The following is a 14,568-nucleotide window of genomic DNA, read 5'->3' as shown; positions in this document are numbered from 1 at the left end:
TATTATCGCCGCAGTCGGGGGTACCAACTCCCCTGCCGTAAGGGACGTTGGGAGACGCGGTGAACGACCACGATCACGGCCAGGGCCACGACCATCCGGGCGGTCACGAGCGCGGTCACGGCCAGGGCCACGACCACCCGCACGATCACGGCCATCACCACGGTGGCCGGTTCGCCGCCTGGTGGCACCGGCTGACCCACGCGGTCGTCCCCCACTCGCACGACTCCCGCGCGAAGACCGACCCGGCGTTGGAGTCCTCCCGCGAGGGACTACGCGCCCTGTGGATCTCGCTCGTCGGCCTTGGGATCACCGCCGTCGCTCAAGCGGTCATCGTCGTGCTGTCCGGCTCGGTCGCTCTGCTCGGCGACACCCTGCACAACGTCGCCGACGCCCTCACCGCCGTACCCCTCGCGATAGCATTCCTGCTCGGCAGGCGCGCCGCCACCCGCGCCTACACCTACGGCTACGGCCGGGCCGAAGACATCGCCGGCATCATCATCGTCGCGGTCGTCGCTGCCTCCGCCGTCGCCGCCGCCTGGACCGCCATCACCCGACTGCTGCACCCGGCCGAGGTGACCCACCTGCCCTGGGTGGCCGCCGCCGGCCTCGTCGGCTTCATCGGCAACGAGGTGGTCGCCCGCTACCGCATCCGCGTCGGCCGCCGGATCGGCTCCGCCGCCCTGGTTGCCGACGGCCTGCACGCCCGCACCGACGGCTACACCTCCCTCGCCGTGCTCGCCGCCGCCGGCGGGGCCGCCCTCGGCTGGTGCTGGGCCGACCCGGTCGTCGGTCTCGCCATCGCTGTCGCCATCACCTTCGTCCTCAAGGACGCCGCCCGCGAGGTCTACCGACGCCTCATGGACGCCGTCGACCCTGAGCTGGTCGATCAGGCCGAAACCACACTGCGCGGCGTCGACGGCGTCCGTGACGTCACCACCGTCCGGCTCCGCTGGATCGGCCACCGCCTCCACGCCGAAGCCGAACTCGTCGTGGACACCCACCTCAGCCTCGTCGCCGCCCACGAGATCGCCGCCGACGCCGAACACCAACTCACCCACGCCGTACCCCGACTCACCAGCGCCACCGTCCACACCGATCCCCGCTGCCACCCCGGTGCCCACCACCACACCGACCTGTCACACAAACGCCGGCAGATGCTTCGCTGACGACCCGAGCGGGTGACGGTGACGCACCGCCTGCGACGAACTTGAGGTCGAAGCGGCCGTGGCCGCGGTCAGTACCTCGAGCAGGCTGACCCGCGCCCTCCTACGCGTGACGCCGTGGCTTGGCCACCTGGAACGCGACCCGCTGCTGGCAACGGCGGCGTGTCGTGGGTGCAGGTTGGCGACGCCGGCTCGGGTGGATCCCCCCGTGACCGCTCGAGCCAGGCTCGCGCCCTGCCAGGTCCCGGCCATCGCTGTGGATCAGAGGCGCCGCTTCTATGGTGCGTCGACAACCTCGCGGCCGAGGGGCCAGAACGCGGCCGGGACGAGCTTGAAGTTGGCGACGCCGAACGGGATGCCGATGATCGTGAGGCAGAGCGCGATGCCAGCGATGATGTGGGACAGGGCCAGCCACCAGCCGGCGAGCACCACCCACAAGACGTTGGCCAGCCCGGAAGCGATCCCGGCGCCGGGCTTGGGCACCACGGTGCGGCCGAAGGGCCACAGGGAATAGACGGCCAGGCGCAGGGAAGCGACGCCGAACGGGATCGTGACGACCAGCACGAAGCAGATCAGCGCGGCGATACCGTAGCCGGCGGCGAGCACGAGGCCACCGCCGAAGACAAGCCACAGCACGTTGAGCACGAACCGGATCATGCCTTCCAGCATGACCACCGCCCGCCACTCCGGGTGGCACCTGGCGGCAGCGGCCGTCGCACCGCGATCCGAGCCGCAGTCTCTCGGTGAGTCGTGCGGGCTGGGGAGGATGTTCAGTCACGCCGCCTCCCGCGCCCCGGCGCTCCCGCCGCCTGCGGTGTCGACGGGCTGGTCGGGGTGGGGACATGTCCACGGACGTACCTGGCGGCGCGTCCGGGACGTCAGCGTCGGCGGGCTGTGGGCGCGAGATGACCCGGTCGAGCGGGACCCGCTGTCGGTGCGGGAGGAACTGCCCGTGCAGCGGGTGTCCGTCGGCGTTGGCCCGCGCCGACCCGTTGCGGATCACCGTGTCGAGGGCGACCGCGTCGGCCCACTCGGCGGGCTGTCCCGACGCAGCCCCGCCGACTCCGCGTCGGTGTGGAATCGGCACGGTATTGCGGATATCCGATAAGCGGTCTCCAGCGCATCATCGACCGTCTCGAACGGCACCAGCTGTGTCGACCCGACCAGGTGACCCGGCGCGAACCGGCCCGCCGCCACCATCGTCGTACGCGTTGGGGCAATCTGTCCCGACGGCGAAGCTCCTGGTTGCGGGGTGTCTCGGAGTGACAACCCTCTCTACCGGAGCTCCGCTGCCTCGCACTCCTCGACACGCCTTGACAAGCCACCAACCGACTCAACTGAACGGCGTTGGTACTAGACCTGGCGCTGCGGTTGACTACCTTAAAGCTCATTTGGTCGCATCGATGACTGGCATGTGTTTGTTTCTGATGTGACAGTGGCTTCCTGCGCTCTGTCCCCGGGAGGCTGCGATGGATTCGGCGGTGCACGGCACGGTGGCGGGGGTGGTGCGCGACGTGGTCGCTGTCCACGCGCCGGAGGAGCTGGTGGTGGTGGACGGTCTCGCGACGCTGGGCGGCCGGGCGGTCGCACGCCGGTTGCGGGGTTCCGGAGCGCGTCGCGAGGCGCTGGGGTTCGGCCTGGCCGACGTCGCGGTGCTGGTGACCCCGGTGGTCTGGCTGGTGCTGAACGAAGTGGCGCAGCGTGCGGCCGGCGCGGCCGTCAACCGGGCGGAGCGGGGGTTCGGTGCGCTCTGGCGGCGAGTGTTCCAGCGGGGCACCGGCCAGGTCGTGGTGCCTCCGTTGTCCAAGGAGCAGCTGGGTGACGTTCGGCGGCGGGTGTTGGAGGTCGCCGCCGAGCGGGGCCTGACCGACACGAAGGCGGTCGCGGTGGCCGACGCCGTGGTGGCCCGGCTGGCCCTCGATCAGAGCGCTGCGGAGGGGTAGGTCGTGCCTGGTGCCGGACGGCAGCTCGCCGCCACGACGCTGCGTTTCGTGTTGTTGTTGACGCTGCTGCTGGTCGCCAGCGTGTGGATGACTCAGTTCACGCTGGCGAATCTCGGGTTGCTCCGGCCGGCCGCCGTCACCTGCGCCGGCATGGTCCCGACAGATGACCGGCGGGTCACCTGGGACCCGACGGACTGCGTTGAGGTGCAGGCCGTCACACCGCCGTGGTGGGTGATCCCGGCGACCTCCCTGCTGTTGCTCGGTGCCGCCGCGGTGTTGTTCGCGGTTCTGCCCCGGTGGAAGGCCCGGCGCGGGCGGGTGCTGCCGCTGGCCGCCGTCGACCGGGAAGGGCAGGTCGGCCGGATGATCGCGGAACTGGTGGTGCAGACCGGGCTGCGGCGGGTGCCGACAGTGCTGGTCGACCCCACCGCGTTGTCGGCCGGCGCGGTGGTGTTCGGCCGGACCGGACGCCCCAGACTGTGTCTGCACGGTGGGCTACTGGCCCGGATGCGCACCGACCCGCATGCCGTCCGCGCGGTGCTACTGCACGAGCTGGGGCACATCGACAACCGGGACGTGACGCTGACCTACGCGACGGTCGCGCTGTGGCGGTCCTTCGTCGTGGTGGCGCTCGTGCCGTTCGTGGCCACGCACCTGCACTTGTTCGTCAGGTTTCCCTTCACCCCCGATGCGGTGCCCACGCATCGCAACCTGTTGGCGGCGGCCCTGCTGGTGGCGCTGGTCTACCTGTCGCGTTCGGACCTGCTCCGGACCCGGGAGTTCCACGCCGATCTGGCGGCGGCGCGGTGGGGCGCGGATCTGCGCGGCTGGCCGGCCGCGTCGCCGGTGCGGGCCGGCCGGGGTCGACGCCTGCTGGCCGGTTTCGGTGAGCTGTGGCGGATCCATCCCGACTGGGAGTCCCGCCGGCGGGTGCTCGCCGACCCCGGCGTGTTGTCCCGCATCCCGGCACTGGCGATGTTCCTCACCGGTGCCGCCCTGATCCTGGTCGACGCTCAACTGTTCTGGATCGACCCTTCGGCGGTCGCCTCGGCGGCCGGCTCGACGGTCGCTCCGGCGGTCGCCTCGGTGGCCGCGGTGGCGCTGCTGGCCACCGGCGTGATCTCCAGTCTGGTCTGGCAGGCGGTGGAGCCGGCTTGGCAGGCGGGCCGCGGTGGCCCCCGGGGCCTGCGGGCCGGGTTGTGGCTGGGGCTGGGCATGCTGGTGACCGAGTTCGTGTCCGGCCGGGTCGCGATCTGGGAGTGGCTGCCCCAGCAGCCCTTGCTGCTGCTCCTGCTGGTCCTCGCCGGCGTCGCGGTGACCTGGTGGATCACACAGTGCTGCCACCTGTGGGTGTCGGCATGGCCGGGACGTTCCCTCCGCCCGGTGCGGTGGATCGTGTTCGTCACCGGCTTCGTCGCGATCGTGGGCTGGATGACGTGGTGGCGCGGCCCGGGTGTCTGGCTGGCGCACGGCGTGCCCATACCGCGGAGCAACATCGCGCTGCTCCTCGCGCCGGGTGGTCTCGAACCCGGGCAGTTGCTGCCGTACGAGGCGGTGCTGCCGGCCTATGTCGTGCTCTTCTGGTTGACGTCCATGATGGTGCTGGAGGCCGTGCCGCTCAGCCAGATCGCGGTCGCTGTTTCATGGGCCATTCCGCTCGCCGCCTGGCTGGTCCGGCCCCGCCCGGCGCCGAGTCCAGGTCTGGCTCCGGTGCCGGGGCCGGGTGCGGAGGTCCTCGTCGCGCCGGCTCCAGCCATGCCGCCGCGGCCGGTGCCACTGCCCCGATTCCGGCGGCTGGTGCTGCCCGCCCTCGCCGGTACTCTGCTGTGCTGGGCCGCGGTCGCGACGACGATGGCGGTCATGCACCTCGCCCTGCCGGTGATCGGGACCCGGGCCCAGATCTTCGTCACCGTCTATCAGGGCTGGGTCACGTTCGCCCTGCTGGGCGCGGCGGCGCTGAGCGCCTTCGTCGCCAGCATGCTCGCCGGCCGCCAGCAACTCGTCGCGGCGGTCATCGCAGGCCAGCTGACCGTGCTCGGTGGTTCGGTGGGCGTGCTCGCGCTCGTCGCCGTCGACGGCTGCGTGGGGCCGTTGACGCTGTTCCACACCTCCTGCGGCTGGCAGCCAGGGCAGGCGTGGACGGCGTGGCGTGGGCTGCTCGACGGGATTCTGGTGTTGGCGCTGATCGCGGCCATCCCGGCCGCCGGGCTCGTCGCCGGCGCGCGGGCCGTCACCGCCCGGTGGCGGCGGGACCGGCCGGCAGCCGTCGACGTGCCGGGGCGGCCGCGAATGGTGGTGCGGCGTGCGTTCGTCACGGTGGTCGTCTCGATGGCAATGACGCTGATGATCGCGCTCGAGGCGGCCGCACCGGCCAGCGAGGGCACCGCTGCCCGACCCGGACCGAGCAGCAGCACCCCGCCGACCGGCGGTGCCGCGTCCACGGCCGGTCCGACCGGTTCCCCGGGTTCGCCGCGGTTGAAGGCCGTCGAGGTGGCGGCCTGGATGAGCCGGGGTGGCGGCAGTCTGACGACCCGGTTCTTCGACGTGTACGGCAAGTTCGCCGTCGCCATCAGCGACCTGAAAGCGCGGAAACCGGGCGCGAACGGCAAAGTCGAGGTGGACGAGGCCCGGATCCGGCCGCTGTGCGCGAGCATCGAGACGATCGCCCAGGAGGCCGCTCGCTACGCAGCCGTGCCCGACGCGCAGGCGCAGACGAGCTGGCAGTCCTTCGTCGAGCACGCCGCGCGGGCAGGCCGCGACTGCTCGCGCTCCTTCGAAACCGGGGACAGTCAGCCGTTCGTCACCTCGATCGCCGACCTGCAGCTCGCGTACACGCACCTGGCAGCGGTCGGCCAGCGGTTCACGGACATCCGCAAGGCCGGCGGGGGCTGACGGGCGCTGTGGCCTTCCTCGGTGTCACGTCGTTCGGTGTCGGGGTCGTCACGGCACCCTCCTCACCACGCACAACGCGGTGCGTCTGGCCGGCAACACCGTTAGATCCACAGACCGGCGCCGATGACGGCGACCCGTGCGGGATCACGCATGGTCGGTTCCTCGCTCGCGTACGTGATCCTGCAAGAGCGTTCTTGCGGTTTGGAAGGTGTCGGCGCGTGTGGCGCCGACGAGGCCGATGCAGCCGCGTTTGGCCCAGCCCGTGACGTAGAGTCCCGGCTCGCCGAGCACCGCCCCGGCGCGATGCGGAACAGTGCGGGTACCGGGGTCGAAGGGCACACCTGCCAGGGGTGAAACGGCGTAGCCGATGGCGCGGTAGACGGCCTGGACCTTGTGGTCCTCGTAGTCACCGGAACCGGTGATGTGCCCGTAGCCGTCGGGCACGGCGCGTTCGGTGCGCAGCCCTTGCACCCGGTCGACGCCGAGAATGGCTGCGGGGATCCGGTAGAAGTGCAGGTGGACGCGCCGTGACGCGGTCCGTGCGGCAGCGGGGATCCGCGACCAGGCTCGCAGGATGTCGACGACCTTCCGGGTGGGCGCGAATTGCCGGGTCATGCGCTCCATGTGCAGATCGGGGGCCAGGTCGGCAGGGTCAACGATGACATCGACGTCGTCCTGGTCACCGAGCTCGCCCAGCTCGCTAGGGCTGAAGCGGGTGTCGGCCGGGCCGCGGCGCGCGAACAGATGGATGTCGCGGACCGGGCTGGCGGCGAACTCGTTCAACACGTGCAACGGGATGCCGGTGCCGGCGAGGGCGTACGCGGGCTTGCTCAGCATCCGGATCACGTCGAGGGCGACGTTGCCGGCGCCGATCACGGCGACGGACTCCGCGCGCAGCGTCCACGCCGGCGACGCGTCGGGGTGGCCGCTGTACCAGGCGACGAAGTCCGCCGCCCCGAAGGAGCCGGGCAGACCGAGGCCGGGCAGCTCGACGGGGACGTCGCGCCGGGCGCCGGTGGCGATGACGACCGCGTCGTAGCGGTTGCGCAGGTCGCGCACCGTGACGTCGGTGCCGATCTCGACACCGCAGAAGAGCTGGGCGCCGCTGCCGGCGAGCACGGCACGAAGCTCGCCGGTGAGCTTCGTGACCCGGGCGGGATGGTCCGGGGCGATGCCGTGCCGGACCAGGCCATACGGGGCGGGCAGCCGCTCGAACATGTCGATCCGCGTCCCGGGTGCGAGTTCGCTCAAGGCACCGGCGGCGTGGACACCGGCCGGGCCGGCGCCGACGATCGCCACGGACAACTCCATCGTCACTCCGTCTCCTGCGGTGGCAGCGCGGCCATCCGATCGCCCTCGTAGATGCAGTCGACGGGGCATTCGTCGACGCACGCCTTGTCCTTCAGATCCACGCAGGGCAACGCGATCACGTAAGTCACGGGTGAACGCTAAAACCTCAACCGCACTTCACCTCAACCGCTTGAACTCAACCAGGGTTCACGTTTTACGGTCTCCGGGTGCCACCAGAGCAGCCTGCGGGCCCGGATGATCTGCTCACCGTCGGCGAGGTCACTGCTCGTACCGGGCTGCCCGCCTCCGCACTACGGTTCTACGAGGACAAAGGGCTGATCGCCGCCGAGCGCAGCCCTGGCAATCAGCGCCTCTACCGGCGCCATATGCTGCGCCGCATCTCTCTTGTCCTCGCCGCCAAGCGGCTCGGCGTCTCGCTCGCCGACGTCGCTGCGATCCTCGCCACGCTGCCGGCCGGCCAACCGCCAAGCCAGCACGACTGGCACCGCGTGTCGCGTATGTGGAAGGGCGAGCTGGAAGCCCGGCGGCGCTACATCGGGAACCTCGAGCGCCATCTCACGGGCTGCATCGGATGCGGCTGCCTCTCCATGCGGTCGTGTGGGACGCGCAATCCCGGGGATCGGCTTCGCTATCAGGGCCAGGGACCGGTACGCCTCGACGAGAGGTGTGAGCAGGACAGCTCGGGCTTGACCTGAAGTCGGGTTGAATGTCTAGCGTCGTTGTTGTGGATCAACGAATCGGCGTCGCGGAGCTGATGCAGGGTGCCTTCCGCCGCTGTCCGACGGGGGTGACGGTCATCAGCGCGGCCGGACCGGACGGTCCGGCGCCGCGACGCTCGTCGCGGCTGCTGTGCTCGAGGTGTTCCTCGGGCCATGACGGTCCGCTCGTCCATCACGCCAGGGATTTCGTCACTACACCGTTGTTGCCGAGAGGAATTCGATGAGGCTGTCATCTCTGCTGCGCCCGCGGACCATCGCGAGCGCCCACTGCGACCTGCCCTGTGGGGTCTACGACCCGGCCCAGGCCCGCATCGAGGCCGAGTCGATCCTCGCGATCAGCAAGAAGTACCAGGACAACACCGACCCGGAGTTCCGCGCCCGTTCGCTGATCATCAAGGAGCAGCGCGCCGAACTGGTCAAGCACCACCTCTGGGTGCTGTGGACCGACTACTTCAAGGCGTCACACTTCGAGAAGTACCCGCAGTTGCACGGCCTGTTCAACGAGGCCACCAAGCTGGCCGGTGCCAGCGGCACGAAGGGCTCCGCCGACCCGGCCGTCGCCGAGCAACTCCTCGCCAAGATCGAGGAGATCGCGACCATCTTCTGGGAGACCAAGCAGAGCTGACACGTGGGTGATCGGGTGGCGCCCTGCCACCCGGTCCCGCGAAACCCGTTGAGGAGGGTGTATGCCGTCTCGCACTGATCTCGTCGAGAATGTGATGAGCCGTTTCCCACAGGTACCGCACGAGGCGGTCATCAAGGAGGACCTGCTGCGCGGCGGGCTCGCCTTCGACGACTCGGCGCTGACGGACAACGAAACCGGCGACGTCAAACCAAAGTCGTACTTCATCTTCTCCTTCGACCACCGGACCCTGCCGGAGCTGGGCACGGCGGCGCTGCGCCGGCCACCGGAGGAAATCGTGCTGACCGGCGGGCCGTACGGGCTGCGGCGGACGATCGTGTCGGTCCGCACCAATCCTGCCTCGCCGTACCGCGTCAGGACCGGCGACGACGGACGGACGCGACTGTTCCTGGACGGCAAGCCGATCGCCGACGTCGGGCTGCCGCCAATGCCGGCGTACTACCAGCAACCGCTGGCCAACGGGAAGTCGGTGATGGAGGTGGCCCCGACGATCCAGTGGGGCTACCTCATCTACCTGACCGTCTTCCGGGTCTGCCAGTACTTTGGCGCCAAGGAGGAGTGCCAGTACTGCGACATCAACCACAACTGGCGGCAGCACAAGGCGGCCGGCCGCCCGTACACCGGAGTCAAACCCGTCGACGAGGTCCTCGAGGCCCTGGAGATCATCGACAAGTACGACACCGAGCGTGCGTCCCAGGCGTACACGCTTACCGGCGGCAGTATCACTTCCAAGGTCGACGGGCGCACGGAGGCCGACTTCTACGGCCGGTACGCCCAGGCGATCGAGGAACGGTTCCCGGGGCGCTGGCTCGGCAAGGTGGTCGCGCAGGCCCTGCCCCGCACCGACGTGCAGCGGTTCAAGAACTATGGCATTCAGATCTACCACCCCAACTACGAGGTGTGGGACAAGCGCCTATTCGAGCTCTACTGCCCCGGCAAGGAGCGCTACGTCGGCCGCGAGGAGTGGCACCGCCGCATCCTCGACTCGGCCGAGATCTTCGGGCCGCGCAACGTGATTCCGAACTTCGTGGCCGGCGTCGAGATGGCCGCCCCGCACGGCTTCACGACCGTGGACGAGGCCATCGCGTCCACCGCCGAGGGCCTCCAGTACTTCATGTCGCGCGGCATCACCCCGCGCTTCACCACCTGGTGCCCCGAGCCGACCACGCCGCTCGGCCGCACCAACCCCGAGGGGGCGCCGCTGGAGTACCACGTCCGGCTGCTGGAGGTCTACCGCGCGACCATGGAAGGCAACGGCCTCTCCAGCCCGCCCGGATACGGGCCGGCCGGACCCGGCCACGCCGTGTTCTCCGTCAGCTCCTTCATGGACAGCCTCCCGACTGGGCGTTCGTAATGACAGAATCCCTGTCGCCTTGAACGGCCAGGAGCCGGCACTCTTGCAGGCCTTTGTCGCGCGCCGGAGGCCGCGCTGTCCCGTGTTGAGCCTGCCGCACCCGCCTCCGATGCCGGGCCTCCACCCTGCGCGTCCGGGCCCGGTACTGGCGCCACCGTCGTAACCGCGCTGGCCCGGCTTCGGCGCGCGGCGGGCGACGGCACGGCGGCGGGCCTTGGTGTCGGCCGGGTGCATGCGATGCTCGGCGCGGATCGCCCGCCCCGACACCAACAGCCCCTCCCGCCGGGCCCGGCCACGGCGTACGGGTGGATGATGCCCACGTCCACACCCACCGCAGAGTTCGCCAAATGCACCACCTTCGGATCAAGCCCGGCATCTCGAACGATCCGAAGTGCCTTCCGGAACGTTGGCAGCTGCCGCGCGATGCTCGGGCATCCAGGCACGACTCAGGCAGTGCCGTCCCTGTCCGCGAAGGCGATGCCGGCCAGCTTGCCACGGGGTCGCTCGGCGTCGGGGAGGTCCAGTTCGTCGAAGATCGCCGCCGCGTCGCGCCACGCGGTGCGGGCCGCGGCCAGGTCACCGGCCGCCTGACGGGTGTCGCCGAGCTTGTCCAGCACATCGGCTTCGTCGTACCGGTCGCCGAGTTCCCGGTGCAGGCGCAGCGCGCGGTGGTAACAGTCGAGCGCCTGCAGGTGCTCGCCCCGCCCGTGCTGGGCGAAACCCAGGCTGTCCCAGATCATGGCAGCGCCGCGTCTGTCGTCGGTTCGCTCATTGAGCCGCAGGGCCTCCCAGAGGTGCGGCAGCGCCGCCTCGTGGTCACCCCGCTGGGCGTACGACCAGCCGAGATTGTTCAACGCCTTCGCCTGGCCGGGCAGGTGCCCGGCGCTGCGGTACAGGTCGAGTGCCTGCCGGGTCGGGTCGAGCGCGGCGTCGTGCCGGCCCTGGCGGGCCAGCACCCAACTGATGCCCAGGTGAGCGTGCGCCTGACCCGCGTCGTCGCCCAGCCGCCGGTACAACGCCAACGTGTCCCGGTAGTGACGGTGGGCGTCGGAGTGCCGCTCCAACCAGGTGTAGGCGATGGCGAGGCCGTGATGTGCCTGGGCCTGCCCGAACAGGTCGGCCGCGCGCCGTGCCGCCGCCAGCGCCGTCTGCTGGACCGCGCTCAGGTCGTCCCAGTGCCCACGCCGGTCGAGATACGTGGTGAGTACCGTCGCCAGGGACCAGACGTGGGTGTCGAAGCCCTCGGCGGCGGCCTGCGCCACGGTGGCCAGCAGCACCTGGTGCTCTGCGGTGAACCAGTCGACCGCCCAGATGTGGTCCGACCCGGTCGACACGGTCACCCCGGCCCGCGCCGGCGGCAGGGTCACCGGGCAGGCCAGGCGGTAGGGATAGAACAGCTCGTCGGCGGCGTGGGTGGTGTGCAGATAGTGGTCGAACAGGCGGTGCCGTGCCGCCTCCCGGTCCGCCGTCGAGTCGACCTCGTCGCACAGTTGTGCGGCGTAGGCGCGCAGCAGGTCGTGCATGGCGTACCGGCCCGGGGAACGCTCGGTGAGCAGGTTCGCCCGGGTCAGCCCTGCCAGCAGCGGACGGACCTGGGACAACGACACCCCCGCCAGGCTCGCCGCCGCAGGCTGCCCGACGTCGGGCCCGGGGTGCAGGCCCAGCCGCCGGAACAGCCGCGCGGACCCGGCGTCCAACGCCTGATACGACCAGGAGAAAACCACCCGTACGTCGGTGGCCGGATCACCGGCGTCGAACGCCGACAGGTCACCCGCGCGGGTCGCGGCGAGTTCGGCGGCGAGCGTGCCCAGCGGAAGGTCGGGGGCGGTGGCGGCCCTGGCCGCCACGATCGCCAACGCCAGTGGCAGTCGGGCGCACCGCCCGACGATCGCCTCGACCGCCGCCGGCTCCGCCTGACAGCGGCCCCGGCCGAGTCGGCGTTCCAGCAGCGCCCGCGCCTCGTCCGGGGCGAGCAGGTCCAGCGACACCGGGTGGGCGCCGTCGGTGACGGTCAGCCCCGTCAACTGGTTACGGCTGGTCACCACCACCAGGCAGCCCGACGTACCGGGTAGCAGGGGTCGTACCTGGTCGGCGTCCCGGGCGTTGTCCAGCAGCACCAGCATCCGTCTGCCGGCTACCGTCGTCCGGAACAGGGCCGCCTGCTGGGTGGGGTCGCTGGGCATGCGCTGCGGGGACACGTGCAGCGCCTCCAGGAAACCCCGGAGCGCCTCGCCGGGCGACACGGCTCGTCCGGCGAGATCGAAACCACGCAGGTTGACGTACAACTGCCCGTCCGGGAAGCGGTGCGCGATCCGGTGCGCCCAGTGCACGGCCGTCGTGGTCTTCCCGACCCCGGCGGTACCGCTGATGGTGCAGATGATCACCGTCCGGTTCGTACCGGCGTCGGTCGGGGTGTCGGCGTCTTCCGGCAGCAGGGCGTCCAGTTCCCGCAGGGCCCCCGCCCGGCCGGTGAACCCGGCCAGGTCCGCCGGGAGTTGAGCCGGGGCGGGTGTGGACCCGGCGGGCGGGCCGGCCGAGCGGCCCCCGGGCTCAGCCGGCTCCCCAGCCGGCACGCCGCCTCCGCGCGCCGGCTCCGGCCCGGTCACCTCCTGGCGCAGCACCCGCAGGTACGTCTCCGCCAGTTCGGCGGCCGGTTCCACGCCCAGGTCCTCCACCAGCCGACGCCGCGTGTCGGCGTACACCCGCAGTGCATCCGCCTGGCACCCGGATCCGGCGAGCGCGACGAGGTAGTGCGCGACCAGCCGCTCCCGCAACGGATGGGCGTCGACGAGCGGACGCAGGGTGCGTGCGACGGTCTCGTGCCCGCCGAGCGCCAACTCCACCGCGGCCAGCTGCTCCTGGGCGAGCAGCCGCTGCTCGTCCAGGCCTGCGGCGGCGGCCTCGACGAACGCTCCCGCCGCCCCGGCCAACGCCGGCCCGCGCCACAGGGCCAGCCCGGCGCGCAGCAGCCGCGCTGCCTCCGTCAGTTGTCCGGCCGCCTCCGCAGCCCGGGCCTGTCGCACCAGGACGGTGAACTCGGCCAGATCCAGTGCGCCGTCGTCGACGAGCAACCGGTAGCCGCCGCTGTGTGTGACGAGTGCCCCGGAAAGGTCGGCGGCACGCAACGCGGCCCGGATCCGGGACACGCACACCTGGACCTGGGTCCGCGCGCTCACCGGCGGGTCGGCGGCCCACAGCGCCTCGATCAGCTGCCCTGGCGAGACCAGCCGGCCGGCGTTGAGCATCAGCAGCGCCAGTAGCGCGCGGTGCTGCGGCCGGTCGATGGGCAGGGCCCGCCCCGCGACGGAGACCTCCACCGGGCCGAGGACGCACCACCTCATTGTCATCCCTGCTCCTGTGACCGGACGATCACCATCCTATGTGGTCGATGCGGTGGCAAGCCGTCGGCTAGCCGACGGCAAGCGTGGTCTCCGACGCTCATGTCAGCCGCCGACAAACGTCCGGCGGAGCTGACCGGCGTGCCGTGCACACCGGTCGGCGCTTCGAATGACAGGAGGTCATCAGATGCGAATCCGCACCAGTACCGGTCCCGTTACCGCAGCCGTCGTGCTGGCCGCGTCGCTGGCGGGTGCCGGCTGGGCGGCCCCGGCCCTCGCCGAGTTCGATCCGATCCCGGCGAAACCCGTCGTAACCGGGGTCGAGAAGGTTGCCGTGACGACGACCTTCGGCAGCTCGGACCGAACCCGTACGGTGCCCTGCCCGGCCGGCAAGGTCGCCCTCGGTGGGGGTGGCTACCTGACCAGCCCCTCGGACGCGGCCGGACGGGTGGCGATGGACAGGTCCGCGCCGTCCACCGACGGTACGAGCTGGACGGTGTCGATGCGTGAGGTCGGCGCGGTCAAGTACACCGGAGACTGGCGCTTCACCTACTTCGCCTTCTGTGCCGACCGGCCGTCCGGCTATCAGGTGGTGTCGGAGGTCAAGACCGGATGGAACGACCACCACCGGTTGTCCAAGACCGCGGCCTGCCCGGGCACCACGAAGGTCCTCGGCTCGGGCGCAGAGGTGTACAACTCGAACAGCGCCTTCGTCCTCGACCGGGTTTCCCTCGGCGACGCCCTGTGGCCGAACGGGGGGACCAACTACACCTGGGCCGTCGCCCGGACGGTGGACCAGGGCACGGTGGCGCACGGCACGGAAGCCCTCCGGACGTTCGCCATCTGCGCCAACGAGCCCGCCGGCTACGAGGTGGTACGTGCGGCGTCGGAGATCACGAGCGGTTCGCTCAGGAACGTCGCCGGCTCCTGCACCCTCGGCAAGCTGCTCAGCGTGGGCGCCGGCATCGAGGTCTCCAGCATCCACGAGGACGACCGGACGCAGACCCTGCTCACCGGGCTGAACGGCACGGCCGGCACGGCGAACGCCTGGGCCCACGAGGACGCCGACGGATACGCCGAGACGTGGGGGCTCTCGCTGGCCCTGGTCTGCGCGAGCTGACCCGCCGCGGGGGGGGGGGGGGGGGGGGGGGGGGGGGGGAGGAACAAGGAGAGGGATACACACCAAAAACAGACGGGGGGAGCAG

The 14,568-nt window shown here is 71.1% G+C and carries 10 protein-coding genes and 1 pseudogene; 7 read left to right on the top strand and 4 right to left on the bottom strand.

What is annotated here, in order from left to right:
• Positions 1-59: 59 nt before the first annotated feature.
• Complete coding sequence (locus ACZ6O2_RS29685) at positions 60-1,166, top strand: cation diffusion facilitator family transporter (protein ID WP_466025169.1); 1,107 nt, start codon at positions 60-62, stop codon at positions 1,164-1,166.
• A gap of 273 nt (positions 1,167-1,439) precedes the next feature.
• Here ACZ6O2_RS29685 and ACZ6O2_RS29680 read toward each other — a convergent pair whose 3' ends face one another.
• The gene (locus ACZ6O2_RS29680; protein WP_466025168.1) at positions 1,440-1,820 is read right to left on the bottom strand and encodes a YccF domain-containing protein; all 381 of its coding nucleotides are present in this window, start codon (positions 1,818-1,820) and stop codon (positions 1,440-1,442) included.
• A gap of 812 nt (positions 1,821-2,632) precedes the next feature.
• On the opposite strand from ACZ6O2_RS29680, the gene ACZ6O2_RS29675 reads away from it, so the two are divergent.
• Both ACZ6O2_RS29675 and ACZ6O2_RS29670 read left to right on the top strand, forming a co-directional pair.
• Positions 2,633-3,106, top strand: coding sequence for a hypothetical protein (locus ACZ6O2_RS29675; protein ID WP_466025167.1), 474 nt, complete (start codon positions 2,633-2,635; stop codon positions 3,104-3,106).
• A 3-nt stretch (positions 3,107-3,109) separates the two neighbouring features.
• Positions 3,110-5,998, top strand: a complete 2,889-nt coding sequence (locus ACZ6O2_RS29670) for a M48 family metalloprotease (RefSeq protein WP_466025166.1) — start codon at positions 3,110-3,112, stop codon at positions 5,996-5,998.
• A 144-nt stretch (positions 5,999-6,142) separates the two neighbouring features.
• Here ACZ6O2_RS29670 and ACZ6O2_RS29665 read toward each other — a convergent pair whose 3' ends face one another.
• Positions 6,143-7,309 (bottom strand): FAD-dependent oxidoreductase, encoded by a 1,167-nt coding sequence (locus tag ACZ6O2_RS29665; RefSeq protein ID WP_466025165.1) that lies wholly within the window; start codon positions 7,307-7,309, stop codon positions 6,143-6,145.
• Between the two features lie 11 nt (positions 7,310-7,320).
• A pseudogene (locus ACZ6O2_RS29660) lies at positions 7,321-7,437 on the bottom strand (ferredoxin); the annotation flags it as partial.
• Between the two features lie 78 nt (positions 7,438-7,515).
• Here ACZ6O2_RS29660 and soxR point away from each other — a divergent pair.
• The 3 genes from soxR to ACZ6O2_RS29645 all read left to right on the top strand — a co-directional run bounded on the left by soxR (position 7,516) and on the right by ACZ6O2_RS29645 (position 10,025).
• Positions 7,516-8,004: a redox-sensitive transcriptional activator SoxR gene (gene soxR, locus ACZ6O2_RS29655; protein WP_466025164.1), complete on the top strand. Its 489-nt coding sequence runs from the start codon at positions 7,516-7,518 to the stop codon at positions 8,002-8,004.
• Between the two features lie 244 nt (positions 8,005-8,248).
• Entirely contained in the window at positions 8,249-8,653 is a 405-nt protein-coding gene (gene sodN, locus ACZ6O2_RS29650) for a superoxide dismutase, Ni (protein WP_466025163.1), read from the top strand.
• Positions 8,654-8,747: 94 nt separating this feature from the next.
• Positions 8,748-10,025 (top strand): radical SAM protein, encoded by a 1,278-nt coding sequence (locus ACZ6O2_RS29645; RefSeq protein ID WP_466025162.1) that lies wholly within the window; start codon positions 8,748-8,750, stop codon positions 10,023-10,025.
• 446 nt (positions 10,026-10,471) lie between these two features.
• Here ACZ6O2_RS29645 and ACZ6O2_RS29640 read toward each other — a convergent pair whose 3' ends face one another.
• Positions 10,472-13,372 (bottom strand): AfsR/SARP family transcriptional regulator, encoded by a 2,901-nt coding sequence (locus ACZ6O2_RS29640; protein ID WP_466025161.1) that lies wholly within the window; start codon positions 13,370-13,372, stop codon positions 10,472-10,474.
• Positions 13,373-13,550: 178 nt separating this feature from the next.
• Here ACZ6O2_RS29640 and ACZ6O2_RS29635 point away from each other — a divergent pair, with 178 nt between their 5' ends.
• On the top strand, positions 13,551-14,483 hold the full coding sequence (locus ACZ6O2_RS29635; protein WP_466025160.1) for a hypothetical protein: 933 nt from the start codon (positions 13,551-13,553) through the stop codon (positions 14,481-14,483).
• The last annotated feature ends 85 nt before the right edge of the window (positions 14,484-14,568 follow it).

It is taken from the genome of Micromonospora sp. NPDC048040 (assembly GCF_055587185.1).
This window is presented reverse-complemented; position numbering and strand designations above follow the sequence as displayed.